The sequence below is a fragment of the Pseudoclavibacter sp. Marseille-Q434 genome, assembly GCF_050315415.1.
Classification (GTDB): domain Bacteria; phylum Actinomycetota; class Actinomycetes; order Actinomycetales; family Microbacteriaceae; genus Pseudoclavibacter.
The window spans coordinates 485,895-510,018 of record NZ_JBNPQH010000003.1 but is presented as its reverse complement, the minus strand read 5'-3'; the positions used below and the strand labels follow the sequence as shown (position 1 = coordinate 510,018).

Below are 24,124 nucleotides of genomic sequence, written 5' to 3'. Positions count from 1 at the left end.
CGATCAGGTCGGCGTGACCTGAGGCGTCTCCTCGAGGGGGGACGCGTCCAGTCGCTCCCCGACGATCGCCATCGCTCGCTGCTGCGCTGGGTTGAGCACCGAGGCCGAGTACTCGTCGAAGAGGCCGGCCGCGTCGGACAGGTCGAGCTCCGGCGCATCCGCGCGCAGCGACTTGACGACCTGCGCGAATGTCGAGACGAAGCGGTCGATGAAGGCGTCGAACGTGTCCTCGCTGGTGTGCTCGCCGAGCTGGTGGAACTCGGCGGTGATCGCGACGATCTGCGGCACCAGCTCGGGGTCGCTGAGCTGCTCGTAGTAGCCGACCAGGTGCGGCATCCCTTCTTCGCCGACGAGGTGCGCGAGGAGCACGGTCTGGTCGCGGTCCATCTGCTCGAGCTCGGGGGAGAGGTGGCCCGAGAGGGTGCCCATGAAGGTGGCGAGCTCCGGCGGCAGGTCGGGTGTCGTGGGGAGGCCGCGCAGCTGAGCGATGAGGGCCCGCTGCGCGGCGAGGCGGTCGATCTGTGCCGCGAGCTCGGCGTCGAGTCGGTCGAGCATCGCGGGCGTCTCGGCACCGTCTTCGTCGAGGAGGCTCGGCATGTCCTCGAGGGCGATTCCGAGTGCGGCCAGGCGGCGGATGCGCAGCACTCGGATCAGGTCGTGCACCCCGTACTGCCGGTACCCGTTGGAGGTGCGGGGTGGCTCATCCAGCACCCCGACCTGGTGGTAGTGCCGCAGCGCGCGCACCGTGACGCCGGCGCGGCGGGCGAGCTCGCTGCTGTTCATCGCACACCACCCGCGTTCGCGCTCGTTGCCTGGGGTTCCAGTGTACGAAGTGGGCGAGCGGCGAGGCCGTAGAGGAACGCGCATCCCCACGCCCCGAGCAGCGCAAGCGCGGCGATGTTGACGCTGGTGTACTCGGTGAGCACGGCCGCGAGCATGATGCCGAGCGACGGGGCAGCCGTGGTGAGGGCGTTCTGGGTGCCCATGATGCGGCCGCGCAGCTGCTCGGGGATGCGCTCGATCATGAGCACGCCCATGAGGCTGCCGAAGAGGCCGCTCGCGGCGCCCATGACGAAGGCGCCCGCGAACACGACCCAGACCGAGGTGAGGAGGCTGATGAGGCCGATGCCGATGGTCGTGCCGATCATGCCCACCACGAACCAGGCGCGGCGGGGGCCGCGCGTGCCGACGACTGCGTAGGTGCCGCCGCCGACGAGCATGCCGAGGGCGAGTGCGCTGAGCACGAACCCGAGCAGTCCCGGCTGCTCGACCAGCGTGAAGTAGACGGGCAGCACGAGTCCCTGCAGGCCAGCGAGCACAAACACCGAAACGAGGCTGAGCGCCGTGGTGGCGACGAGGAAGGGGCTGCGGAACAGGGCCCGCCAGCCGTCGCGCAGCTGCGACCATCCGCTGCCGATCGGGGTGGATGCACGCGAACCGTCGTCGGCGACGATCTCGCCGACCGCCTTCGGGATGAGGAGCGTGATGAGGGCGGCGAGGAGAGAGGTGGCGGCCGTGATCCAGAGCACGGTGGAGCCGTCGAAGAGCACCATGAGGGTTCCGGCGGCGGCGGGACCGATGAAGATGGCGACGGCGCTGAGGCTCTCGCGCACGCCCATGAGGCGTTCGGCGCTGATGTCGCCGTGGCGCACGATCGCGGGAAGCAGGGCTTCGCGGGCCGTCATGCCGGGCACGTCGCCGAGGGATCCGATGATACCGAAGAGCACGAACCAGCCGAGGTTAAGCCCCGAGATGAGGTCGATGATCGGCAGCGCCGCGATCGAGGCGGCCGAGATGAGGTCGGTGACGACGGATGAGGTGCGCCGGTTGATGCGGTCGATCACGACCCCCATGAAGAGGCCGGCGAGCACGGCCGGGATGGCGGTGGCCGCCGCGACCGTGCCAGCCCCGAGGGCGCTGCCCGTCGTCGAGAGCACGATGAGCGGGAGGGCGATGCCGGCGATCGAGTTGCCGAGCAGGGAGAGGACGTGCGAGGCGAGGTACGTGACCGGCAGGAGGTTCATGTACCCAGCAGAAACTATGACGTTGGGGCGGGGTCAACAGGGTCGGCTTGACCTAAAGACCAGATTTGACCTCGTTAGAGCGGTTCCGGGCGTCAAGTGGTGTCCACTTAGAGCTGTGCACGACTATGCTGGACCGGTTCAGAGGAGGAACGTGGTCAGAATCAAACATCGCCCTCGGAGTAAGTGGGGCGTCGCTGCAGCGGCGGTGTTTTTCTTGGGTGCGGCAATCCCCATCTTCGTGGAAAATCGAGTCATGGAGCGGGAACCGAGCGAGGCCGCACTCAGAGCTGCGCTGACGACGTGGTTAGCTCTGGGGCTTCTACTTGGTGGTGCAGGCCAACTGATTCGAGTTGCGGCGCACGGAGCCACATCGGTCGCTGGTGAAGCCGCAGATGGGGCGGGGAAGATCACGGGGTTATTCGGTTGGTCGCCGTGGTTGATTGGGGCTGTCATGTTCGCCTTCGAAGGCACAGAGACCAGCGAGGCCTTGCTTCTGGCGCTGATTGTCTCGGTCTATTTGCTGTTTTTCGGGACTCTTGGGGCAGCACTGCTGCCACGCAAAAGTCAGCCGGACTAAGCGGCGGGTAGGAGTGCGCGTCGCGCCGAGTTAGTGCGCGAAGAGGATTCGTTTTACCCGGGGCTCCGATCTTCCTATTTTCGATGGCGTGTTCGAGCAGGAGTGGAATCTCCTACCTCGGTGTCCGCATGTTGCAGGCACGTTGATTCGATGCCCGGCACGAGTTAACTTCGAGTATTTTGCTCGTGGCGGCGAGGCTCCGGACCATGCACCCAAGGTCCTCGATGTTTCATACCGTGGTCTTGGTGCCGAAGCTGAGCGCGAGGTTGGCGAGAGTTCGGCTCGTAGCTATGCCTCGAATATCTACCCGCGCTCCGGTTAGGGAATCGAACGCGACTTCGATTCTTGGGCAGTCCGGCACCCCCCTACGGTGTTGCTCGATCTGGCCGGCGACGGGCGCAGATCAACTCGAACTCGGAGTCGAGGTGCGAGGCAACGACCATCAGCGGCAGGCAGGTTGTCATGACTTGGGTCACTGACGCTGAATGCTCTACTGAGCTAGCAGCCACTTTGCCCCCTACCGGGGCGTCGGGGGCTCTAAGATTCCGCGAACGAGGCGACGCAGGTAGGCAGAAGCCTAGGCGATCCGATACAGGCGCCTACGTTCGAAGGCGGCGGCTGGCAGCCGCGCTTACGGCAACGGGCGTGACGGTGACCGCGCAGATGATCCGTCAAGAGCGCAGTCCGGCGCTCTCAGCCCGCACGTCCGCGCCTCGAGCCCTGCGTGGCAGCAGGCGCGCGTGGCTGGAATGTCCAAACCGTGGCCGCGCACTAGGTGCTCATGGGAAGGGCCTCCTGCGCGCGGCGGTCCCGATAAAGCGCAGCCAAAAGGCACTGGGCAGTGTAGAGACTAATCGGCAAAGTCGAAGGTCGAGGCCATCTCTAAGCGGTGGCGTTGGTAGAGTCAGCGAGAACTCTTTTGCATAGCTAAAACACCCGGAGGGTCCCAGCGGCCTTGTAGTGCCGGTCGGCCGGTGACGCCTCAGTTCCTTACTGCCTCAGGCCGGGTCAGCTTGCGTTGTCGATTGTCCGTCTTCGCGGCTTCCATTGGAGCCGTGACTAGCTGGTGTGTGGCGCCTCTGCTCGTGGTATAAATTCCCTGGCGGCGAATCCGTGCAGGGCCAGATCGGATCCGGTCTGGCCTGGTGTCACGATCTCGGTGGTAATGATGAATGAAAGAAGAACGCAATGCTCAGTAGAGAGCCGGTTGCTCGTCAGAGTCTGGATGCCGTCGAAGATGACCTGCGCATGACGGACGACCAGGTTGAACCCCTGGACCTCAGTGGTGGTGAGCGCAAGCTCGTTACCCAACCTTACGACCTTCCAGTTAGCGGAATAAGTCGAGATATTGAGGCGGGCAGGATAAAGCTGGCGATCGAGTACCAGCGAAAGTACGTTTGGGATACGGGAAAAGCCAGTCGACTTATCGAGTCGCTTCTGCTTAATGTGCCAATTCCAGTGTGCTACTTCGCAGAGGACTCGGACGGCGTCTACGAGGTCATCGATGGCCTTCAACGACTGCAGACAATCAAGAATTTCGTCGACGGTGAACTGGCGCTCTCTGGCGTATCTGTTCTGTCGGAGCTTGAGGGGTTCAGATTCGATGACCTTGCAGCCAAAGATCAGCGGCGTCTCCAGAACAGAACCGTCCGCTGTATTGTGATAACTGAAGATAGTCATCCGGACATCAAGTTCGACGTGTTCGAGAGGCTAAACACTGGGGCTGCCGCACTCTCGGCCCAGGAGCTGCGTAATGCAGTCTACCGAGGTCCATTCAATGACCAGTTGAAGAAGTTGGCACGGGATAGTAATCTCCTGAATTTAACGGGGAGTATGAAAAATTCCCGAATGGAGATCGAGGAGCTCCTGCTGCGATTTTTCGCGCTCCATGCGGGCATTGAAACCTACAAGCCGCCTCTTCGTCAGGCGTTGAACTCGTATATGCGGGCGAACAGATCGGGTGCGCCTAGCGCTCAAGACATTGGACTCTTCGAAAATACGTGCATGCTTGTTGCGCAAGTGCTGGGCCCGCTCCCATTCAAGGCGCCGGAGTCGAATAATGCGGTGAATCGCGCATTATTTGATGCAGTGATGTTAGCGTTCAGTCGTGCGGACCAAGAAGAGCTCATGGATTCCCGGGCGCAGGTTGCTCAAGCGTTCGCGTCGTTGTTTGCAGACGAGGCTTTCGTCGCGTCGATAGGTAGAGCCACAGCAGATAAGTCTCGAATGAATTATAGGATTGGTGCGGTCGCGCGCTTGCTACGCGGAAATAACGTGTCCGTAGACTTGCCCGCGGAGTTCGGTGCTACAGAATAAGGGTGGTGGCATGATCGTGGAAACCACCATCGGACGCTTCGAAGCGAATAAGGCCGAGGTCGAAGTCCTTCTGCATTCTCTCAGTTCAACCGCCACAACTGACATGGAGAAGGTGGTTTGCAGAGCCTCAGTGGTTCTGCTTGTTGCACATTTCGAGGGCTACCTCAAAGACCTTGCTCTCGAATACGTTGACCAGGTCGACGCCATGGACTATGAGAGCCAGATGCTTCCCTTTGCGCTGAGGGACTTGCACGTGCAACCACGCATAGATGAGATCAGCGCAACTCGCGACGGTCAGCAGAAGCGAAAGCTGCTTGAGAAGCTGCACGGATCCTCGGTGCTCTTCGCAAGCGGTGCGAAGCCTTCCAAAGGCACCTTGAAGTCCGCGGTTCTAGCTCGACGGGTTACAAGTGCAAGGCCTGATGTGATCGATCAGATGTTTGCATATATGGGTAGCCTCGATAAGCCCTGTGATGGCGCGTTAGATTTCGAATCAGTGACCACTGGTGAGTTGGTGACGCGCAACATTCGTTTTTCGCTGGAAGAAGTGGTTCAGTGTAGAAATGATATCGCTCACGGAGATGCTGGCCGAAGTCCGACGCGTGAAGACGCCACGTCTTACAGTGAGTTTTTGCTTCACTTTGCTCGTCGATTGCACCGGGCAAAGAGCGCTCTGGTTTCGGAACTAGAGGAGAAAATCTAGCACCACTAGGATTCAGTGTGGTCTTCGGGTTGCATCCATAAGAGTCGACTCATAGTCAGTTTCGGGGTGGCTCGTGTCAGCGGACTCGCGCGGACACCGGAGCACCGTACTGGTGTTCAGGCTCCTCGCTGGTTGACAATCGGTCATGCTGACCTACGGCACAGTCAACGAGATTGCGTCAGATTCTCCATCTTCTACGCGTTGGCATCGTTTAGGGCTTCCCGTGGGGCCACCCTTCTTCGGCTCGCCCGAGAGGAAGACGTCCCATTGACGCAGGAGCTCACCCGCAAGCTCGGTGTGCCCGGAAGTGTGTTCGTGGTGATCGCGGCCGCCGCGCCCAACACCGTGGTCGCCGCGAACTTCCCCACCATTTTCGGCGTTCCCAGTTTCGTCGGCGCGTCGCTCATGATGCTCGTCGCGACCGCGACCCTGCTGTTCTTCTCGGTCGGGTGCGCGTAAATGACTCCGCATGTGCCCGACTCGGGCGCCCTCCACTCCTACGTCGACCGCAATCTCGGGCGATGCTTGGGCTAGGCGCCGCTTTCATCGCTCTGCTCTTTTTACGTGCTGCTCACTGAGTCGATGACCTGCTACCTCGGTGTGTTCGCCTCCGAGCGCAAGCTCACAACGCTTTACCGCACACGATCGGTACTTTGGTGCCGGCCCGTGGTGTCGATCACGGTTGGGTGCCTGCACCACCTCTGCGGTCAAGCGCCGTTGAGTCGCGAAACGCGGGGCGGACGCGGGTGCCCTGCCGACCATTGACCTGCGGCCGCCCGGACCTTCCCGAACGTAACCTTGAACACAGTGTCGTGAGCTTTAACTTTAAATACTCTAAAGTTAAAAAACTACACGTGCGCCAAAGCGAGGAGAGGGGCCCCGATGGTCTACATCGACCGCATCTGGGAGCCTCAGGACACCTTCGGCGTGAGCCGGAAGGACCGCGCGGGCGGCAAGTACCGCGCATTCGTCCCCGACGAGCTCAACCCCGATCTCGCTCCACTCTCCGCAGCAGCTGAACGCGCCGCGGAGGGCGCGCTCCAGGCGCTCACTCGCGCAGACGAGCGCGTAGGAACAAAGGGTCAATTCCTCAACCACCTGCTCATTCGATCCGAGAGCATCTCCTCGTCCTGGATCGAAGGAAACCGCGTCACGCCCAAGCGTCTGGCGATCGCCGAGCTCTTGCGCCAAGGCAAGCCCGTCGCGCTCGACGTGGTCGCCAACGTGCGCGCCACGGAGGACGCGATCGCCGCCCTCGCCGACCACACGCGACCCATCCAGGTCGCCGACATCGAGGCGCTCCAGCACACGATCGAACCGGGCCTCATGCTCGGCATCCGCACCGAGCAGAACTGGGTAGGCGGCCCGGGCTACTCACCTCTGCGCGCCGACTTCGTCCCGCCGCCCGAAAGTGAAGTGGGTCGCCTCATCGGCAACCTGGCCGAATTCGTGACCGCCACCGAAGGGAATCCCGTCGTGCGCGCCGCCATCGCGCACGCGCAGTTCGAGACGATTCACCCGTTCGTTGACGGCAACGGGCGCACCGGTCGTGCCCTCATCCACACCGTCCTCAAGCGTGCAGATGCCCTCCGCAACATCCTCATCCCCATCAGCACGGTCTTCGCAGGCGCAAAGAACGCGTACATCGACGGGCTCACCGAGTATCGATCAGGACGCGTCGACGAATGGGTCATCGCCTTCTCTGAAGCCGCGGAGCTTGCCGCCGCCAACGCAGTTCGTCTCGCGGACGACGTGCAACGACTCGACGCCGAGACCCTCGAGCAGCTCATCGAATGGCGCACGCAGCGGCGGCTATCGCCCGCGCGGCCCAGACGCGACGCTGTCGCGCTGCGCATCCTCGGTCGGCTGGCAATCGAACCTGTCCTCACTGCCGATTCTGTTGCCACCGCCCACGGCGTCTCCAACGTCGCCGCCCATAAGGCGCTGACGCAGCTCGGCGAGGCCGGGGTGCTCTCCCGCAACACGGACCACAAGGGGCGCGTCGTCTGCTGGAGCGCAGACCGACACCTGGCACTCGTCGCGCTCACCGAACGCAGCAACCGGGTCGGCGGCGCCGACACCGCCGGACGGACTCCACCTCGCGGGCCGGACGCCCCGGATCGCAGTGTCCTCGGGAACCTCAGAGGCGACTAACGCGTCCTTTCTTTACTGCATCCGTGCGTCACGGTGTCGGAAGAGAACGAACTCCAGCCCGGCTGCTCGGCTCCGGGCATCCGGGGGCCCGCCACCCCACTAAAGTTCAGGGGTACCCGCGCGAGCCCACCCCCTTCTCCGGCTCGCCCGAGAAGAGGACACCCCCTTGACGCAGACACTCACCCGCAAGCTCGGCGTGCCCGGAATCGTGTTCATGGTGATCGCGGCCGCCGCGCCCATCACCGTGGTCGCCGCGAACTTCCCGATCATCTTCGGGGTCTCCGGCTCTGTCGGCGCACCGCTGATGGTGCTCGTCGCCACCGCCATCCTGCTGCTCTTCTCGGTCGGCTACGCGTGGATGACCCCGCACGTGCCCGACGCGGGCGCCTTCTACTCGTACGTCGACCGCGGTCTCGGGCGGCGCCTGGGGCTGGGCACCGCATCCATCGCCCTGCTCTCCTACGTGCTGCTCACCGTGTCGATGACCTGCTACCTCGGTGTGCAGGCCGGCAACCTCTTCGAGCTGTGGACTGGAATGCAGCTGCCCTGGTGGCTCATCTCCGCCCTCATGATCGCGATCGTCGGGTTCCTCGGCTACCGCAACATCGACCTCTCCGCGAAAGTGCTCGGCGTCGTCCTCGTGCTCGAGGTCGTCGCGGTCGTCGTCATCGACGCGGGCGTGCTCGCCTCCGGGCGCGAGCTCACGACGCTGCCGTTCAGCGTCAGCGAGGCCGTCTCCGGCACACCCGGCCTCGGGCTGCTGTTCGCGTTCCTCGGCTTCTTCGGCTTCGAAGCGACCGCCGTGTTCCGAAACGAGGCCCGCGACCCCGATCGCACCGTGCCCCGCGCCACCTACATCGCCGTCATCGCGGTCGGTGCACTCTACTTCGTCTCGTCGTGGCTCGTCATCGCGGGCCTCGGAGCTGACAACGCGGTCGCCCTCTCGAACGAGGACCCGGCCGGCGTCGTCGTGGGCCTCGCCGGTGACGTGGTCGCGCCGATCATGGCCGACATCGTGCAGGTGCTCGTCGTGACGAGCATGTTCGCGTGCATGCTCGCGTTCCACAACATCGTCACCCGCTACCTGTTCACGCTGGGGGAGCGGGACGTGCTGCCGCGCACCCTGGCCGCCGTGCACCCGAAGCACTCGGCACCGTCGCGCGCATCCCTGTGGGTGACGATCATCACCGCATTCGTGGTCGTCGTCTCCGCGCTCGCACAGCTCGACCCCGTGCTGCAGATCTACACCTGGTACTCCGGGGCTGGCGCCGTGGGCGTCATTGTCATGATGACCCTCGCCAGCTTCGCCGTCGTCGCCTTCCGTGCGCGCCTGAAGCGGGATGCAGCCGAAGGAACGGCCTCGTCGTGGGTCACAGTCGCGTCGCTGGCCGGCGGCATCGGGCTCGTCCTGGTGCTGATCATCGCGATCTGGAACTTCCCGTTCCTCGTCGGCGGAATCGTCGCGGCGATCATCTGGGGTGTTGTGCTTGCCGGGTTCTTCGCGGTTGGGACGCTGCTGCCGAGCAAGCGCTGAGGTTCGCCCGCGTAGCTGCCTGCTCTCCTGGCTACTCGCCCTCGTAGCGGACCGCAGAGTCGAGACACTCCGCAGTCGTGCCGACTCCCTCAAGCGCGCACCCGCCGTCGATGAGCGAGCGCGAACCGATCGGCTCCGTGAGCTGGACGGTGACCGGAACTGCGTTGTTGCCCGGGCATGTTTGAAGGCCTGAGATTGGGACAACGTCGACGCGAATGATGATCTGCTCCGCCTCGTACGTGACCTGCGGTTCAAGAACCTCACCGGTCTCGCCTCCGGAGCAATCAAGTCGAGTGACCTCGATGTGCAGCTGCTCGCTGGAACTCGAGACCGCGTTCGGGTCCAAGAGCTGCCACGTCGCTGGATCACCCGTGTTCGTGAGGAAGGCCAGCTGCTGGCAACCGGCAAGCACACCCACGGCGGCACTCGCGAGGAGCAGGGAACCCACGATTCGGCACGGCGTCATGAACATATTCTGGCGGAAGCAACCGGTTGCCGGGCCTGCCCCGCCCGGCTCTCGTTCTCGCTAGTGACCTTCAACGTGTGGCCAGAAACGGAGCCGCCACTCGAAGTTGGGCTCACTCGCCGACTCGACATCCCAGTCGGCGTTGGATTCGCGCCCGCAGACTTCGACGTTGTAGCCGACCTCCTCGAAGGCGAGGGGCAACGGCGTCGCGTCCACCGTGGCGGATTCCAACCAAACACCTGGTTCAGTCCGAACGTTCAACGCCTCAAGCGACACCTGGTCCCAGTCTCTTGAGTCCTGCGGCGGGACCCCCGACCAGATTTCCACGCGGAACTTCGCCTGGAAGTTCCACTGCTGTGGGCTCACAACGACGATTGCATTGCCGTCTCCGGCGCAAGGAGGTTGCGAGAGCGCGGCCTCGAGCAACGGCATCGGGTCCAGGAACGGTGCGCAGCAGATGTAGAACTGGCCGTAGTCGATGGCTTGCGTCACCGTGGCGCACTGGAGTCTCTCGGATGTCTGCACGCTAGGAGGCTAGGCGAAGGGCGTCGCCGCGGTCCTGCCCATCACGGGCGTAGGCGCCGATTCGGTCTTCGACTTCGTCGGCCTCGGCCCGGTCACGCAGCAGGCACTCCAGCTGGTCGCGCCCGGCGGAGGGTTCTACCTCTACCTGCAGGGTCGGTTCGAGCTCGACGCCCTCGTCTCCAGCGAGATCACACTCGCCGACGTGCAGGACGGATACGCGTCGCTCAAGAATCCAGAGATCGCGCGTGTCGTCGTCACCGGCCTGAGCTGACGCGACTGCGGGCGGCGGGGCAACCCGCCCGCCGCCCGCGCCCCGCGCCACCGCTAGAGATTCACCGCCCCTAGGACGTGCACCTTGATGCCCATGTCCGCGAACATGGCAGCCTTCGCGGTGAGCGCCTTGTCGGCGATCGCCGCGTCGGGGGCGTACGCCAACTGCACGTGGTTCGCCTTGTGGCGGGCCATGAACTGGTTCCGGGAGATGCCGTGCAGCACCACGTGAGCGATCGGCCACTCTGGGTTCGTCGCCTCCTTGCGGCGCTTCGTCTCCTCGGCTGGCAGCTCGACGACTGATCCGCGGAAGATATCGGCCTGCAGGATGCCCTCCGCGATGTAGACGCGACTCAGGACGACCTCGCCCGGCTTCGAGCATCCATTGATCGTCGCCCCACCGGCAGGGAAGAACACCGGATCCTGACGCCACGCCTCCGCGTTCGACCAGCCGCCCAAGTGCGAGCCAGGAACCGAGCCGGAGATCTCGTAGACCCACACGAACTGCCCGTCGAAGTCCTCGCCCCAACGCACATCGTGCAAGGTGTTGTCCGGCAGAAGATCCATTGCGCGCCACACCCGGTCAGTCACGAGCGCGTCGACGGCGACGCCTTCGTCTGCTTCGTTGAAGTGCGGGAACGCGCGCCCCTCGTGCAGCCCGCGGGCACCGTCGCGCGAGCGCACGGGTGGCCGATCGGTCGAGTTCAGCAGCCCCTCCGCAAGGTCGGAGGCCGGCACCAGATCCTTCAATCCCTGCTGGTACTGGATGCCCAACGCGTCCAACCCGAAGTCATCCGCGATACGCAGCGCGGCGATGTACATCTTCAGCTGCCACTGCACCTGCTCCCGCGTCAGCTGCGTCGCGTCGTCAGCACCGAACCGGAAGTGGAGGCCCTGGTCTACGAGCCACGCGAACGCTTCGTCCGCATCCGCATCTCCGACCTTCAGCATCTCCGCGTACAGCGCCGACTGCGACAGTCGCTCCTTGTAGATGCCCGTCCTGTTGAGTAGCTCGTCGTCGATGATCGCGTTGTACATGCCCATGCAACCCTCGTCGAAGACGCCGATGATCGCCTTCTCCGAGGCGAGCTTCGCCGCCAGCGCCTCGCCAACAGCTCGCTCCGCGCTCACCGGCAGGTCCCGCTGGGGATGCACGTGCGAGTCGTCGTGCGCGATCACCCCGGACTGGGTCCACGATCGCAGTCCATCCAGGAACCACTCGTCAGCGAAATCGACGGACCACAGCGTCGAGTATTCGGTGCCCATCTTCGTGAGCGACGCGTTCAGCCCTAGCAGCCCGACGAGTCCCGGCCACTCACCGCTGAAATTCGCGACCGTCAGAATCGGCCCCCGATGGGTGCGCAACCCCGCGAGCACATGATGCGAGTACTGCCAGACCGCTTCAGCGACGATCAGTGGGGCGTCCACCGGGATGTGTTTGAACACGTCGAGCCCCATTCGCTGGCTCGAGATGAACCCGTGACCGGTCTTCGGGTCGACGTCATTGGCCCGCTGCACGTGCCAGCCAAGGTTCTCCAGCGCGCGAGTCACGCCGTGCTCGAGTTCCAGTTGCGCCGGCCAGCCCGCGATGTTCGCGGACTCGCGCAGGTCGCCAGATGAGATGAGGTACGCGGTCTTCGGGGCCGTAGCTGGGCGGGGGGACAGAGTGGGAAGCGTGTAGGTCACGGGTCTCCGATCAGAGGGGTGGATGCGGCGCTCAGCTGTGAGCGCCGCGGTGCAGTGCTGCGAGTTCGTGGACGACGGACTTCGAGTCCCCGTAGAGGCGCAGGTAGAGCTCGAAGAGTCCGTCGTAGAAGTCCTTCAGAGCCGGGTTCGGGGTGATCACCTCGGTGGGCGGATTCCAGTCAGTGATGCTGGGCAGGCCGTCTTCGCCCGCCGCACGGGCGAACGCGCGCGCCGCGAGGAACGCGGACCCGTAGCTGGCGCCGATCGTCGCCGATGGCACCTCCTGTGGAAGCCCGCAGACATCGGAGACGGTCTGCAGCCACAGCCGTCCCTGCGTTCCACCGCCCACGGCAACGATCCGCTGCAGGGCAGCGCCCGCCTCCCGCATCGTCTCGATGTTGTGGCGAACGCCGAAAGCTGTCGCCTCCAGTGCCGCGCGGTACAGGTCGCCGCGGGTGTGCTCGAGTGTCAGCCCGGCGATGACGCCGCGAGCTTGCGGGTCCTGGATGGGGGTACGCTCGCCCGCGAAGTAGGGGAGCGTCAGCAGCCCGTTCGCACCAGGGCCCGAGGCGGCCGCCTCCTCGAGGAGCTGCGGGTACTCGGCGCCCGTGAGGTTCCGCAGCCACGCCGTCAGCGCGCCTGATGTTGCGAGCCCACCGGCGAGATTGCGAGTGCCAGGGACAGTGCCGACGGTGGTCCACATCGACGGTGAGCGGTGCGTCTCGTCCGTCGTGGCGATGAGGAACATCGTCGTGCCGTACATGACCATCAAGTCGCCGACCTCGAGCGCGCCGACGCTGGCCGCCTCAGCCCAAGCGTCGATCGTGCCGGTGATGACCGGGGTTCCCGGAGCGAGGTGCGTCTCGGCGGCCGCCTTGGCGGTGATGACTCCGGCGACATCACCTGCCCACGCGAGCCGTGGCCGCTCGAGAGACCCGGCGTAGCGGTCCCACCACTCCTCGTGCCAGCGCTCGGCCTCGATGTCATAGAGCGGTGACACCTGGCTCGCCGAATGGTGGTCGAGATAGTACTCGCCGGTCAGCTTTCGCACGAGCCATGAGGCAGGCATGAACAGACGCCGCGCCTGCGACCAACGCTCCGGTTCCGACTCCGCTATCCACGCGATCTTCGGGCCGCCCGCCTGTGAGCTGAGCACCGAGCCGCCGACCGCGGTGATGGCCCCTTCCCCGAGCTCTCGCGTCATCCGGGCAACCTGTTCCGAGGCGCGGGTGTCGATGCCGTAGAGAATCGCCGGGCGCACCGGACGGTCGTCGTCGTCGGCGAGGAGCACGCACGGTCCCATGCCGCTGACGCCGACAGCGTCGACGACAACGCCGGGGAGGGAGGCGACCAGCTCCCGCGCTATGTCGGAGAACTCCGACCACCAGATGTCGGCGTCCATCTCAACCCACCCGGTGCGGGGTCGGTCGACCTCATGCTCGCGCACCGCCTGCGCGACGATGGTGCCGTCGCTGGCGACGAGCACGCCCTTGCTGCTCGACGTGCCGATGTCGACTCCGAGTGTGTAACCCATGGGCGGTACCTCCAGGTTTTGAAAGATGTGGCAGTGCAATCGATTACAAATTGGGGAAAGAGAGGGGGCAGGCCCTTGGTCGCAGGTCAGTCGCGAGCTGCGGCGGCCCGTTGGACGGTGTGAGGCAGCACGACCGTCTGAATCGGGCGCTCATCTCCGGCGATCCGCTCGATGAGCACGCGCGCGGCCACGCTGCCCATCTCCTGGGCGGCGAGCCGCACGATCGTCACGGCGCTCGGTGAGATCGTGCTGAACGGCAGCGAGCCGATGACGGCGACGCCGAAGGTCGGCGGGGTCAGTCCTCGTTCGCCGAGCAGCTGAATTGCCCCGACGCCGATCAGGTTGTTGCCTGCGACGACGGCATCCGGTGGCTCCGGCAGATCGAGCAATTCGCTCATCGCGGCGCGGCCGCCGTCGACGTGGAACGTCGAGAACCGGAGGAGGTTCTCGTCCACGTCCAATGGAGACGCCCCAAGCGCGGCCCGCCAACCCTCAGCCCGTTCGAGCGCCGTGTCGATGTCCGCCGGGCCCGCGATGTGCGCGATGCGCGTGAACCCGGCCGCAAGGAGTTCCTCGGTCGCGGCCGCCCCTGCTGCCCGGTTATCCATCACGACGAGGTCGGCGTCGTGTGCGGTGCGGCGGTCGACGATCACGACGGGTCGGTTCGTGGCGAGCATCTCGTCCAGTCGGGTTGACGCCGAGGCCGGGGCGATGATGACCCCCGCCATCGACTCCCATCCGCTGACTTGCAGATAGCGCGCCTCCTTATCGAGGCGGCCGTCGGAATTGCAGAGCACGACGGAGTAGCCAGCCTCCGACGCGACGTCCTCGACCCCACGGACCATCTCGGTGAAATAGGGGTTCTGCACGTCGGGGATGATGAGCGCGATCGTCTCGGACTCCCGTCGGCGTAGGTTGCGCGCCACTCGATTCGGCGTGAAGTTCAGTTCCTTCGCGGCGGACCTGACCGCTTCGGCTTTCGGTGCGGAGACGCTCGCTCCGTTGAACACACGCGAGACCGTGGCCGTCGAGACTCCGGCGAGTTTCGCGACGTCATAGATCGTCGACATGTCAGCACAGTAATCGATTTCGCGGGGGTGGCACGGAGACAGCGGACGCGGCGTTCGAGTTCGCCGGGCCGGCCTGCGCACCGAAGAGGTGCGCGTGCGCAGGCCGCCCGACTCCATGTGTTCCGCTCCTCGTCGTTCCGGTTACTCGCTGGTTACTCGCTGCTCGCGGCCTTGCGGCGGCGGAGCAAGAGCGCCGCAGCGCCGATGAGGACAAGAGCGAGCGCGGAGGCGGCTCCCAGCCCGGGAACCTCGCCGCCGGTCGTCGCGAGCGAGTCGGTCCCGTCGGCTGTCGCGCTGCCAGTCGACGAGGGCGTGGCCGTCGTCACAGGCGCAGCGGTACCTGACGTGGTGGCCGTCGGTGAGACGGTCGCCTCAGCGTCGGTCGGGACGGGGACAACCGGAGCATCCGTGGGGGTCGTCGTCGGTGCCGTGGTCGCCGGTGCCGTCGGCGTGGGAGTGACACCCGGGGTCGCACCGAGCTCGAGGTCGGCAAGCGGGATGCGCGAGAACTCGACGTCCTCCTTGTTGGTGCCATAGGAGACGTAGAGCGAGTCGCCCCAGACGAGGCTCTTCTGGTAGCTGTAGCCCGGGTTCTTGGACTTGCCCTCATAGCGCTTCGGCTGCAGGTCGGCCGAGTCGCGGATCACGAAGCCCTGGTCGAAGGTCACACCGTCGGCGCTCAGCACGATGACGAGCGGGTAGCGGGTCTTCGTGCCGGTCAGGCTCCCCGTCAGGTACGCGGTGCCGTCGGGCAGGTTGCCCGCGCTCTGCTTCGTTCGCGAATCAGGCACGTTCGTGACGACGGCCTGAGACCACGTCTCGCCGTTGTCCTCGCTCTTCGAGGCGAGCTTGAACATCGTGCTGCCGCCCTGGTCGCGGAAGGTCATGAAGATGGATCCGTCTGCCGCGACGTGCCAGCTCGGCTCCAGCTCGCGCGACATCTCGTTCTCGAGGTAGGGCTGGTTCTCGAACTCACCCTGAGTCCAGCCGCTCACGCCGGTGGGGTCGTCCGTGTAGTACGGCTTCACGTGGAGGCCTGGCTGCACATGGAATGCGGTCAGCAGGCGGCCGCTCGGCAGGGCTTTGACGTCCTGCTCGATGATGCCGAGCACCGGCTCGCCGGCCTCGTCCGTCACGCGCTGTGGCTCCGACCAGGTGACACCGTCGGTGCTGGAGACGTACTCGGTGTACCCGCCGCGAGGTTCGAGCGCTGCCGGCCAGACGTTCAGGTACGCGATGAGCGTCTCTCCGTCTGTCCACCAGCCGCCGTTCGACGTGTACCCGTCGTCGCGGGGTTCGGTGAGGGGGATCGGTGCGGACCACTCGCTGCCGTTGTCGCTCACGCTGTACGTGACGATCGTCTCGGGGGCGTCCTCGTCGAGCGCCGACGACTGCCACTGCGCGTAGAGGCGGTCCTTGAACGGCATGAGCACCGTCCCGTGGTTGAACTTCGCGTCGTCGTCGCCAGGCTCGAAGATGGTCACGGTCTCGGCGTTCTCTGCCTGGGGGAGGCCGAGCGCATTCAGATCCGTGGTGTCGATCAGGCCTTCGGTGACGCCGATCGTGGTCGGTGGCTCGGTGGTGTCCGCGAGGGCTGGGCCCACGGCGATACCTGCGGTGAGCGCGAACGCGCTGAGCAGAGAGCCGCCGATCAAGACAGGGGCGCGGTGCCGGGTTTGGGGGAGCGTCATTGCAACCTTCTTTTCGGTGTGGGGATCGTGCTTCTAGTGGAACCGCGCGACTGCGCGGCGGAGGCGTGCGACGGTGACCTCATCCGGTTCCTGGATGGGCATGCGTCGACCACCTACGTTGTGGCCCGCAAGGCGATGCACTGCACGCATCCGGGCTGGAGAGCCGTCAATCGCCGCGACGGCTTCGTCGATGTCGGGTTGGATGCTCGCAATGCGTGCCTCGTCTCCGTCGATCAGCGCGTCCCGCATCCGCACGAACGGGCGGGAGAAGGCGGAGGCCACCCCGGAGATGACACCGTCGGCACCGGCGGCACCCGCGCGCGCGAAGTCGCCGTCGGAGCCCGTGTAGATCCGGAACTCCTCGGGAAGCTCGCTTCGGAACGAGGTGATGAGCCCGAGCGCCTCACCGCTCACCTTGACGCCGACTACCCCGGGCAGGGTGCTGAGGCGAAGCAGCAGCTCCTGGTCGACGGGGATCCCGGTCCGCGCCTCGAACATGTACACGTAGACGTCGAGCCCGTCGGCCTCGGTGACCACATCGCGGAAGAAGCTGTACACCTCGTCTGGGTGGGCGGGCAGGTAATACGGCGTCAGGACTGCGATTTCCTTGGCGCCCGCCGCACGCGCGCCGGCGATGAGCTGCGTGACCTCATAACGGCTCGCTGCTCCGACGTGCACGATGACGCGGATATCGGTCAGCACTTCGACCGAGAGTCGCGCGACGGCGTTGCGCTCCTCGATCGAGAGCGCCGGGAACTCTCCCGTCGTGCCGAGTACAAGCGCACCCTGTACGCCGGATGCTGCGACGTAGTCGAGGATGCGTCGGCACGCGGCGAGATCGAGCCCGTCGCTTTCGTCGAAGGCGAGGGGGACTGCGGTGATGATGTCGTGCGAGGACATGGGTCGCTTTCTGCTGAGGGGGTATGGCCGGGCTCCGGACGCGATCGCTGATCGCGTCCGGAGTCTCGGGGTCAACTGGAGTACGCCTGATCCATCGACTGGAGCACCGCGTCGGGGTCGGCCTGGCCGGAGAACAGCTGCTGGGTGCCGATGAACAGCGCCGACTGCGCCTTGGCGTTCGGCCAGCCCTGGTCTGGCATCGGTGCGGTCTCGCCCGAATCGATGACATCGGCGGCGCCCTGGAGCACGGGGTCGAGCTCGACATCGGTGTTCGTCACGGCGGGGAGGCCGGGTGCTGTGTCGAACCAGACGCTTGTTGCCTCCGGCGTCGCAAGCCAGTCGACGAACTCCAGCGCGTTCGCCTTGTTGGCTGCTCCCTCGTTGACGGCGAAGGCGACACCGATGCCGCGCGGGATGGCCGTCGTGCCCGAGTCATCGCCGGGGAGGGCGAAGAAGCCGAACTCGGTGCCCTCCGGTGACGCGGATGCGAGCTGCGGGTACGAGGCGAGCACCTGCACGACACCGACCGCTTCGCCGGTGGCCACGAGGTTGTACGAGGCGGTGACGTCGGTGCCGAGGGGATCCTCGTTGAAGCAGCCGGCCTCATCCATCTCGAGGTACTTGTCGAAGGCGGACTTCCAGCCGGAATCCGCGAAGGTGGCGGAGCCGTCTGCGAGGCTCGCATCGAATTCGGGAGTCTCGCCGTAGACCGTGTTCGCGACGAGTGCGTACGGGATGAGCTGCGTCACCCAATCGGTCTGGATGCCCAGCGCGAACGCGACCTTGCCTTGCGCCTTCACATCCGCGCAGTAGTCGAGCAGCTCCGTATAGGTCGTCGGAGCTTCGAGGCCGAGCTCGCTCAAGGTCGCGGTGTTGTAGATCGCCCCGACGGCGTCGAGCTTCGACGGAAGGCCGTAGGTGCCTCCATCGATCTGCAGCGTCTCAGCCGTGCCCGGGTCGACGGTGCCCACCCAGTCGCGATCGGAGAGATCCGCGAGGTAGCCGGCGCCCTGCAGGACATCGATGGCGCCGGGGTTTCCGCCACCGGCCCAGACGGTGAAGACGTCAGGAGCGGTTCCGCTAGAGAGCTGCGTTCGCAACGTCGTCTGGTACTGCGAGGTGTCGGCGACCGTGACGTTGACTTCGATTCCGGTCTTCTCCTCGTAGGCGGCGACAACCGCCTCCATAGGAGCTTGGTTATTCGAGGTGGTGGCGATGTTGAGAGCGTCAGTTGGCTCCATCGAACCCTCGGCGGGTGCGGAGTTCGAGCAGCCCGCGAGGACGAGGGCAGCGATGCTGACACCGGCGACAGCGGCGATGTTGCGCATTTTCATGGTTATGGGTCTCCAGAGAAGGCCGAAACGAAATCAGCCTGAGAGGGGGAGGGGAGGGGGCCGACGTCAGTCGACGGGGAACTGTGAGTAGGTGCCCGGTTCGAGCTGCAGCGTCGTGCACGCCGAGCCGAGCTCGGTCACGGTGATGCCCGTGGACCGGCTGATCTCGATACCTCCTTCCGTGATCGTCGAATCGGATGTGCAGGGAAGCTGTGCGGTAGCGGCGGGCCCCGGCGGAACCGTGACCTGCCAGGTGATCCCGTTCGAATCCCGTTTCCAGGAGCTCTCGACTCGACCTCGTGGTGTCTCGAGGGCACCGGTCGCGTGGTCAAGATGGGGGTCGAATCGTGGCGCGAGCGCCAGCTGCCGGAACCCGGCCGAGGTCTCGGACTGGCGTATGCCGAGGATCCCGGAGAGGAACCACTCGCCGACCGAGCCGAGCGAGTAGTGGTTGAAGCTGTTCATCCGTGCCGATTGGAAGCCACCTTCTGAGCTCCAGCCGTCCCAGCGTTCCCAGATCGTGGTCGCCCCGTTCTTGACGGAGTAGAGCCAGGACGGGTACTGCTCGTTGTGCAGCAGCTGGAAGGCGAGATCCTCACGGCCGATCTCGGCGAGGATCGGACAGAGCAGGCCAACCGTGACGAACCCCGCCGTCAGCGTCGTGCCCGCGCGGACGACAGCTTCCACGAGCCTGTTTGCGATGCGCGCACGCTCGGCCTCGTCGGCGTGGAGGTCGAAGGCGAGCGTCAGGAGATAGGCACCCTGAGTGTCGCCGGCGACGGTTCCGTCGGCTTCGACGAACTCGTTCCGGTAGGCCTCGACGATGCGGGCGTGCAGCGACTCGAGCTCATCGGCCTCTTCCGTCCGGCCGAGCACTCGCAGGGAGCGCGCCGTCAGATCTGTGCTGTACGCGAAGTACGCCGTGGCCAGGAGATCCTTGCGAGTCTCCGCCCCGACCTGCAGCCAGTCGCCGTAGTTGTTGCCTACCTGGTTTCGCCAGATGAGGTCCGTGTTGTGCCGCTCGATGTGCCGGACCCAGGCGATCATCGACTCTGCCGATTCCCGCAGGATGACGTCGTCGCCGGTCGCCCGGTAGATGTTCCAGGGAATGGTGACGCCGCCGTCACCCCAAGCGGGGGCTCCTTCCCGGAGGTGGATGAGGTGCGGCGCGATGTCGGGGAACGCCCCGTCGTCGCTCTGCGCGCTCCGCACATCCCGCATCCATCGGCGAAGCAGAGGCGCGACATCGGCGATGGCGAGAGCTGTCGGCGCGAAGACCTGCGCGTCTGCGAGCCAGCCGAGGCGTTCGTCGCGTTGCGGGCAGTCGGTGGGAATGGAGACGAAGTTGCCGCGCAGCCCCCATTCGATGTTCTGGAAGAGCCTGTCCAGGGCCGGGCTCGACGAGGCGAACTCGCCGATGACGTCGAAGCCGTTGTGGAGGACGACAGCCGAGATGTCGGCAGGATCGAGGTCGCCGTCCAGGCCTTGGACTTCGGCGAACCGGAAGCCGTGGAGTGTGAAGCGTGGCTCGAACGTCTGCTCATCGGCCCCGTTGGTCCAGAACACGTCGACGGGCTCCGCGGTTCGGAGATTGGCCGTGTACAGCTCCCCGGCGTCCAGGACTTCGGCGTGGTTCAGCTGGATGCGCGTGCCGGCAGCCTGTCCTCGCACGGTCAGTGACACGCGGCCGACCAGATTCTGTCCGAAGTCGACGATGTGCCGCCTCGGCTCACGTTCCGTGACCGACACTGCCTTCAGCGTCAGGGTCCGGCGGACCCCGGGGTCGACCTCCGGCGTGAGCTTCGAGTGCTCGTGGTCGACGACGACAGCATTCGACCACCCCTCGAGATCGCTTCCGGGAAGATGCCAGTCAGGTTCTTCATGCCTGGAGTCCTCGTACTGGCCCATGAGCTGGTCCGCGTAGATGATCTCGCTCGGAGCCTCGCGCCAGGAGTCGTCGGTGGCGATGACGCTGCGGCCGCCATCCGCGGCATCGAGCATGAGCTGCACGAGCAGCGCAGGCTCCTTGCCGTAGTGCTGAGCCTGGTGTCGGCGATCCGTGCCGATGAAGCCGACGTACCAGCCGTCGCCGAGGAGGGCGGCGATGCTGTTCTGGCCGACTCGGAGCAGCCCAGAGACGTCCCAGGATTGGTACGTGATGCGGTCGCGGTACTCGGTCCAGCCGGGTGCGAGCTCGTCGGTGCCGACTCTCGTGCCGTTCACGTAGAGACGGTAGATGCCGCGGGCTGACGCGTGAACCCTTGCGGACTCTGGAACCGCGTTGAGCTGGAAGTGGCGGACGAAGCGCCGAACCGGCTGCAGCTTGTTGACGGTGAAGCTGATGTCCGTGTCCTGCGGCGGCACGGCGGTCTTCCGGAACACAGGGTTCTTGCCGATCCAGGCGGCGCTCCACTCATCCGGATGCACGATGCCGGTCGCGAAACCACTCGTCGTCGTGGTCGTCTCGCCCGTCGCATCCTCGATGTCGAGCGTCCATTCGTACGCGGCGGAGCTCGACAGCGGGTAACCGCGATACCGAGCTGCGGTCGTCTCGATCGTCTCGACGCGCCCCGATTCCCAGACTCGCACCCGCCCACCGGGCAGCAGCGCGTCGACACGGATGCGATAGGCCAGCTGCCTCGAGCCGCGGTCGGCCGAGCGGAGTCGCCACGAGAATGTGGGGGAGGTGACGATGCCCTGCGGCTCGCGCTGGCCGTCGACGCTGAGGTCGTACGCTGCCACGCTCATCCCTTCAGCCCTCCTGCGAAGCCCTTGATGATTTGCTTCTGCATGAGGAAGTAGACCGTCAGCACGGGTAGGACGCTGATGATGAGGCCCGCGAAGACCACTGGCCAGTTGGAGACGAACTGTCCGACGAACGCGAAGAGCGCGACGGGGACCGTCTGCTGGGGCGTGCCGCTGAGGTAGAGGAGCGGCACTAGGAAGTCGTTCCAGATGGTGATGGCGTTGAGGATGATCACGGTGCCGGTGATCGGGCGGAGCAAGGGGAAGACGATGCTCACGAAGGTGCGAACTGGGCCGGCCCCGTCGATGGCGGCGGCCTCCTCATAGTCTCGATCGAGGGTTCGGAGGAAGCCCGTGTAGAGGAAGACGGAGAACGGCACCTGGCTGCCCGTGTAGAAGAGGATGAGCGAGAAGAGAGAGCCGAGCAGGCCGAGGTCCCTCATCGTCTGGTAGAGCGGAATCAGCGCCACCTGGAACGGGATCATCATGCCGACGAGGACCACCCAGAAGAGGGCAGTGGAGAGCTTGGACAGCACTCGTGCGAGCGGGTACGCAGCCATGGCGGAGATCGCGACGATGAGCACGACGCTCGTGACTGTCACGATCGCACTGTTGAGCAGCGCCGACGCGAGTCCTGCCTGGTTCCAGGCCTCGATGAAATTCCCGAACGTCGGCTGGGTTGGTGGGAGCAGGGGAGAGGACGTGTCGCCGGACGGTCGGAGCGCCATGTTGACGAGGATGTAGACGGGGAAGACGAAGACCACCGCGAGGGCGAGCATGACGACTTCACGGGCGAAGGTCGCTTTCGAGTATCGGAACATCAGCTGTTCGCCTTCCTGGACAGACGCTGCTGGCCGACAGAGAAGATCGCGACGACGACGGCGAGCACAAGCGCCATGGAGATGCCGTAGCCGAACTCGTTGAACTGGAAGGCCGACTTGTAGAGCAACGTCGACAGGGTCTCGGTCGACCCACCCGGGCCGCCAGCGGTCAGCACGAACACCTCGGTGAACATCTTGAGCCCGCCGATGATCGTCGGCATGATGTTGATGGCGAGCGCCGGACCGAGCAGGGGGCGAGTGACGTACCAGAAGCGCTGCCAGGCGCCGGCGCCGTCGATCGCGGCTGCCTCGTTGACCTCCTGGGGGATGGACTGCAGGCCAGCCAGGTAGATCACCATCGAGTAGCCGGCGTGCTGCCACACGATCATTCCGATGACCGAGACCGACGCCCAGAAGGGATCGCCGAGCCAGCTCGGGGCGCTTTCTCCGAGGCCCACCCCGCCGAGCAGGGCGTTGACGGCCCCGTCGGGTGCCAGGAGGAACTTCCAGAGGTAGGCGACGACAACCGGTGTGATGACGACGGGTGCGAAGAAGAGGACGCGGAGGAAGTTCTGCGACTTGAGTCCGCTGTTCACGCCGAGCGCGAGCAGGAGGCCGATCAGGTTCTGCAGTACCGTGACCGCGAGGGCGAAGATCAGCGTCATTTTCAGCGCATCGAGTGAACTCTGCGTCGTGAAGATGCGCACGAAGTTGTCGATGCCCACGAAGTCGTAGGACTGGGAGAGGCCGTCCCAGTTGGTGAACGCGAGGACGGCGCCGCGGAGCGAAGGCACCACGACGGCGAACCCGTAGAAGACCAGCGCCGGGATGGCGAAGACGAGCAGCGTCTTCGAGCGACCGACCGCCACGAACTTCCGCTTGGGGGCGCTCGCGGGCAGGGGCTCAGCCACGGTATCGGGGGTGCTCGCCGGGAGCGTCGCCACCGTGGTGTCGGGGGCGCTCACGACGCGATCTCGTTCTGAGGTCCGTCTGCGAGCAGTCGCACTGCGTGCGCCATGCGTGTGCGTGCGCCATCGAGGTGTTCGCGCAGCTCGGACTCGAGTTCCTTCGAATCCCCCAGCTCGATCAGGTCGACGAGTCGGCCGTGGTCGAGTGCTGATGGACGCAGGTCCACGTCCTCCTCCACGGTGAGCTGCATGAGGCTCGCGAAGACGGACTCGTGAGCGACCCAGACGTCCTGGAGACGGCGGTTGCCGCCCATGACGTAGAGCAGCGCATGGAAGCGCATGTCGGCTTCCGCGAAATCATCCGCCGCCGATTTCTCGGCGTGCTTCACCATCTCGGCCACGATCTCCCGGGCCTCCGCGATCTGCGTGGGGGTGACGTGCTCGATCGCGCGGAGGCAGGCAGTGATCTCGATCGATTCGCGCAGCTCATAGAGGTCGTTGATGTCGTCCTGGGTGAGGCCGACGACGAAGAAACCGCGGCGACGCGACTCGACCAACCCCTGGGCTTCGAGGAGTCGAAGGGCATCTCTCACCGGTCCGCGACTCACGTCGTGTTCCTGCGCGAGCGCATCCTCAACGAGGTGTGTACCTGGCTGTCGCTGGCGGCGCACGATCTGGTCGCGCAGCACTGCAGCGAGCTGTTCGCCGAGGGCTGGCGCTCGGGTGGGCTTCATCGTCACAACGTCACTCCTTCGTGGACCGTTAACGATTGACAGTTAACTGCAACCGATTACAAGAGTCAAGAGAGTCGAGCAAACGAGAGCCAAGACGCCTCGGTTCAGCGTCGGACGTGCCGGAGGGGGCAG

Annotated in this window: 20 protein-coding genes; 6 read left to right on the top strand and 14 right to left on the bottom strand. The window is 65.2% G+C overall.

The features are described 5' to 3' along the window. Nucleotides 1–3: 3 nt before the first annotated feature. On the bottom strand, nucleotides 4–783 hold the full coding sequence (locus ACQFZP_RS14555) for a MerR family transcriptional regulator (protein ID WP_211891789.1): 780 nt from the start codon (nucleotides 781–783) through the stop codon (nucleotides 4–6). After that, nucleotides 780–2,024 carry an MFS transporter gene (locus ACQFZP_RS14550; protein WP_211891788.1) on the bottom strand — a complete coding sequence of 415 codons (1,245 nt, stop codon included), beginning with the start codon at nucleotides 2,022–2,024 and terminating at the stop codon, nucleotides 780–782. The genes ACQFZP_RS14555 and ACQFZP_RS14550 overlap by 4 nt, the downstream gene beginning before the upstream one ends. A 151-nt stretch (nucleotides 2,025–2,175) precedes the next feature. On the opposite strand from ACQFZP_RS14550, the gene ACQFZP_RS14545 reads away from it, so the two are divergent. The 6 genes from ACQFZP_RS14545 to ACQFZP_RS14520 all read left to right on the top strand — a co-directional run bounded on the left by ACQFZP_RS14545 (nucleotide 2,176) and on the right by ACQFZP_RS14520 (nucleotide 9,308). Further along, entirely contained in the window at nucleotides 2,176–2,601 is a 426-nt protein-coding gene (locus tag ACQFZP_RS14545; RefSeq protein WP_211891787.1) for a hypothetical protein, read from the top strand. A 1,248-nt stretch (nucleotides 2,602–3,849) separates the two neighbouring features. Further along, a complete protein-coding gene (locus ACQFZP_RS14540) occupies nucleotides 3,850–4,917 on the top strand; it encodes a DUF262 domain-containing protein (RefSeq protein WP_211891786.1) in 1,068 nt (355 codons plus the stop codon). A gap of 10 nt (nucleotides 4,918–4,927) precedes the next feature. Then, the gene (locus ACQFZP_RS14535; protein WP_211891785.1) at nucleotides 4,928–5,620 is read left to right on the top strand and encodes an MAE_28990/MAE_18760 family HEPN-like nuclease; all 693 of its coding nucleotides are present in this window, start codon (nucleotides 4,928–4,930) and stop codon (nucleotides 5,618–5,620) included. 267 nt (nucleotides 5,621–5,887) lie between these two features. Next, a complete protein-coding gene (locus ACQFZP_RS14530) occupies nucleotides 5,888–6,079 on the top strand; it encodes a hypothetical protein (RefSeq protein WP_211891784.1) in 192 nt (63 codons plus the stop codon). 423 nt (nucleotides 6,080–6,502) lie between these two features. Next, nucleotides 6,503–7,774 carry a Fic family protein gene (locus ACQFZP_RS14525; RefSeq protein ID WP_211891783.1) on the top strand — a complete coding sequence of 424 codons (1,272 nt, stop codon included), beginning with the start codon at nucleotides 6,503–6,505 and terminating at the stop codon, nucleotides 7,772–7,774. Between the two features lie 166 nt (nucleotides 7,775–7,940). Then, nucleotides 7,941–9,308 (top strand): APC family permease, encoded by a 1,368-nt coding sequence (locus tag ACQFZP_RS14520; RefSeq protein WP_211891782.1) that lies wholly within the window; start codon nucleotides 7,941–7,943, stop codon nucleotides 9,306–9,308. Between the two features lie 31 nt (nucleotides 9,309–9,339). On the opposite strand, the gene ACQFZP_RS14515 is transcribed toward ACQFZP_RS14520, so the two are convergent. The 12 genes from ACQFZP_RS14515 to ACQFZP_RS14460 form a co-directional block, all read right to left on the bottom strand. Further along, nucleotides 9,340–9,774 carry a hypothetical protein gene (locus ACQFZP_RS14515; RefSeq protein ID WP_211891781.1) on the bottom strand — a complete coding sequence of 145 codons (435 nt, stop codon included), beginning with the start codon at nucleotides 9,772–9,774 and terminating at the stop codon, nucleotides 9,340–9,342. Nucleotides 9,775–9,834: 60 nt separating this feature from the next. Continuing rightward, the gene (locus tag ACQFZP_RS14510; RefSeq protein ID WP_104311165.1) at nucleotides 9,835–10,299 is read right to left on the bottom strand and encodes a hypothetical protein; all 465 of its coding nucleotides are present in this window, start codon (nucleotides 10,297–10,299) and stop codon (nucleotides 9,835–9,837) included. A gap of 324 nt (nucleotides 10,300–10,623) precedes the next feature. Then, nucleotides 10,624–12,255 (bottom strand): fucose isomerase, encoded by a 1,632-nt coding sequence (locus ACQFZP_RS14505; protein WP_211891780.1) that lies wholly within the window; start codon nucleotides 12,253–12,255, stop codon nucleotides 10,624–10,626. 31 nt (nucleotides 12,256–12,286) lie between these two features. Next, nucleotides 12,287–13,789 (bottom strand): FGGY-family carbohydrate kinase, encoded by a 1,503-nt coding sequence (locus ACQFZP_RS14500; RefSeq protein WP_211891779.1) that lies wholly within the window; start codon nucleotides 13,787–13,789, stop codon nucleotides 12,287–12,289. Nucleotides 13,790–13,875: 86 nt separating this feature from the next. Continuing rightward, on the bottom strand, nucleotides 13,876–14,859 hold the full coding sequence (locus ACQFZP_RS14495; RefSeq protein WP_211891778.1) for a LacI family DNA-binding transcriptional regulator: 984 nt from the start codon (nucleotides 14,857–14,859) through the stop codon (nucleotides 13,876–13,878). A gap of 152 nt (nucleotides 14,860–15,011) precedes the next feature. Next, nucleotides 15,012–16,550: a sialidase family protein gene (locus ACQFZP_RS14490; protein WP_211891777.1), complete on the bottom strand. Its 1,539-nt coding sequence runs from the start codon at nucleotides 16,548–16,550 to the stop codon at nucleotides 15,012–15,014. Between the two features lie 33 nt (nucleotides 16,551–16,583). Further along, nucleotides 16,584–17,450, bottom strand: coding sequence for a dihydrodipicolinate synthase family protein (locus tag ACQFZP_RS14485; RefSeq protein ID WP_104311171.1), 867 nt, complete (start codon nucleotides 17,448–17,450; stop codon nucleotides 16,584–16,586). Between the two features lie 71 nt (nucleotides 17,451–17,521). Continuing rightward, entirely contained in the window at nucleotides 17,522–18,784 is a 1,263-nt protein-coding gene (locus tag ACQFZP_RS14480) for an ABC transporter substrate-binding protein (RefSeq protein ID WP_104311172.1), read from the bottom strand. Nucleotides 18,785–18,850: 66 nt separating this feature from the next. Continuing rightward, nucleotides 18,851–21,532 (bottom strand): alpha-L-rhamnosidase, encoded by a 2,682-nt coding sequence (locus ACQFZP_RS14475; RefSeq protein ID WP_211891776.1) that lies wholly within the window; start codon nucleotides 21,530–21,532, stop codon nucleotides 18,851–18,853. Then, nucleotides 21,529–22,350 (bottom strand): carbohydrate ABC transporter permease, encoded by an 822-nt coding sequence (locus ACQFZP_RS14470; protein WP_104251358.1) that lies wholly within the window; start codon nucleotides 22,348–22,350, stop codon nucleotides 21,529–21,531. The genes ACQFZP_RS14475 and ACQFZP_RS14470 overlap by 4 nt, the downstream gene beginning before the upstream one ends. Beyond that, complete coding sequence (locus ACQFZP_RS14465) at nucleotides 22,350–23,315, bottom strand: carbohydrate ABC transporter permease (protein ID WP_211891775.1); 966 nt, start codon at nucleotides 23,313–23,315, stop codon at nucleotides 22,350–22,352. The genes ACQFZP_RS14470 and ACQFZP_RS14465 overlap by 1 nt, the downstream gene beginning before the upstream one ends. Next, entirely contained in the window at nucleotides 23,312–23,992 is a 681-nt protein-coding gene (locus ACQFZP_RS14460; protein WP_249312583.1) for a GntR family transcriptional regulator, read from the bottom strand. Before ACQFZP_RS14460 ends, ACQFZP_RS14465 begins: the two co-directional genes overlap by 4 nt. Nucleotides 23,993–24,124: the final 132 nt, after the last annotated feature.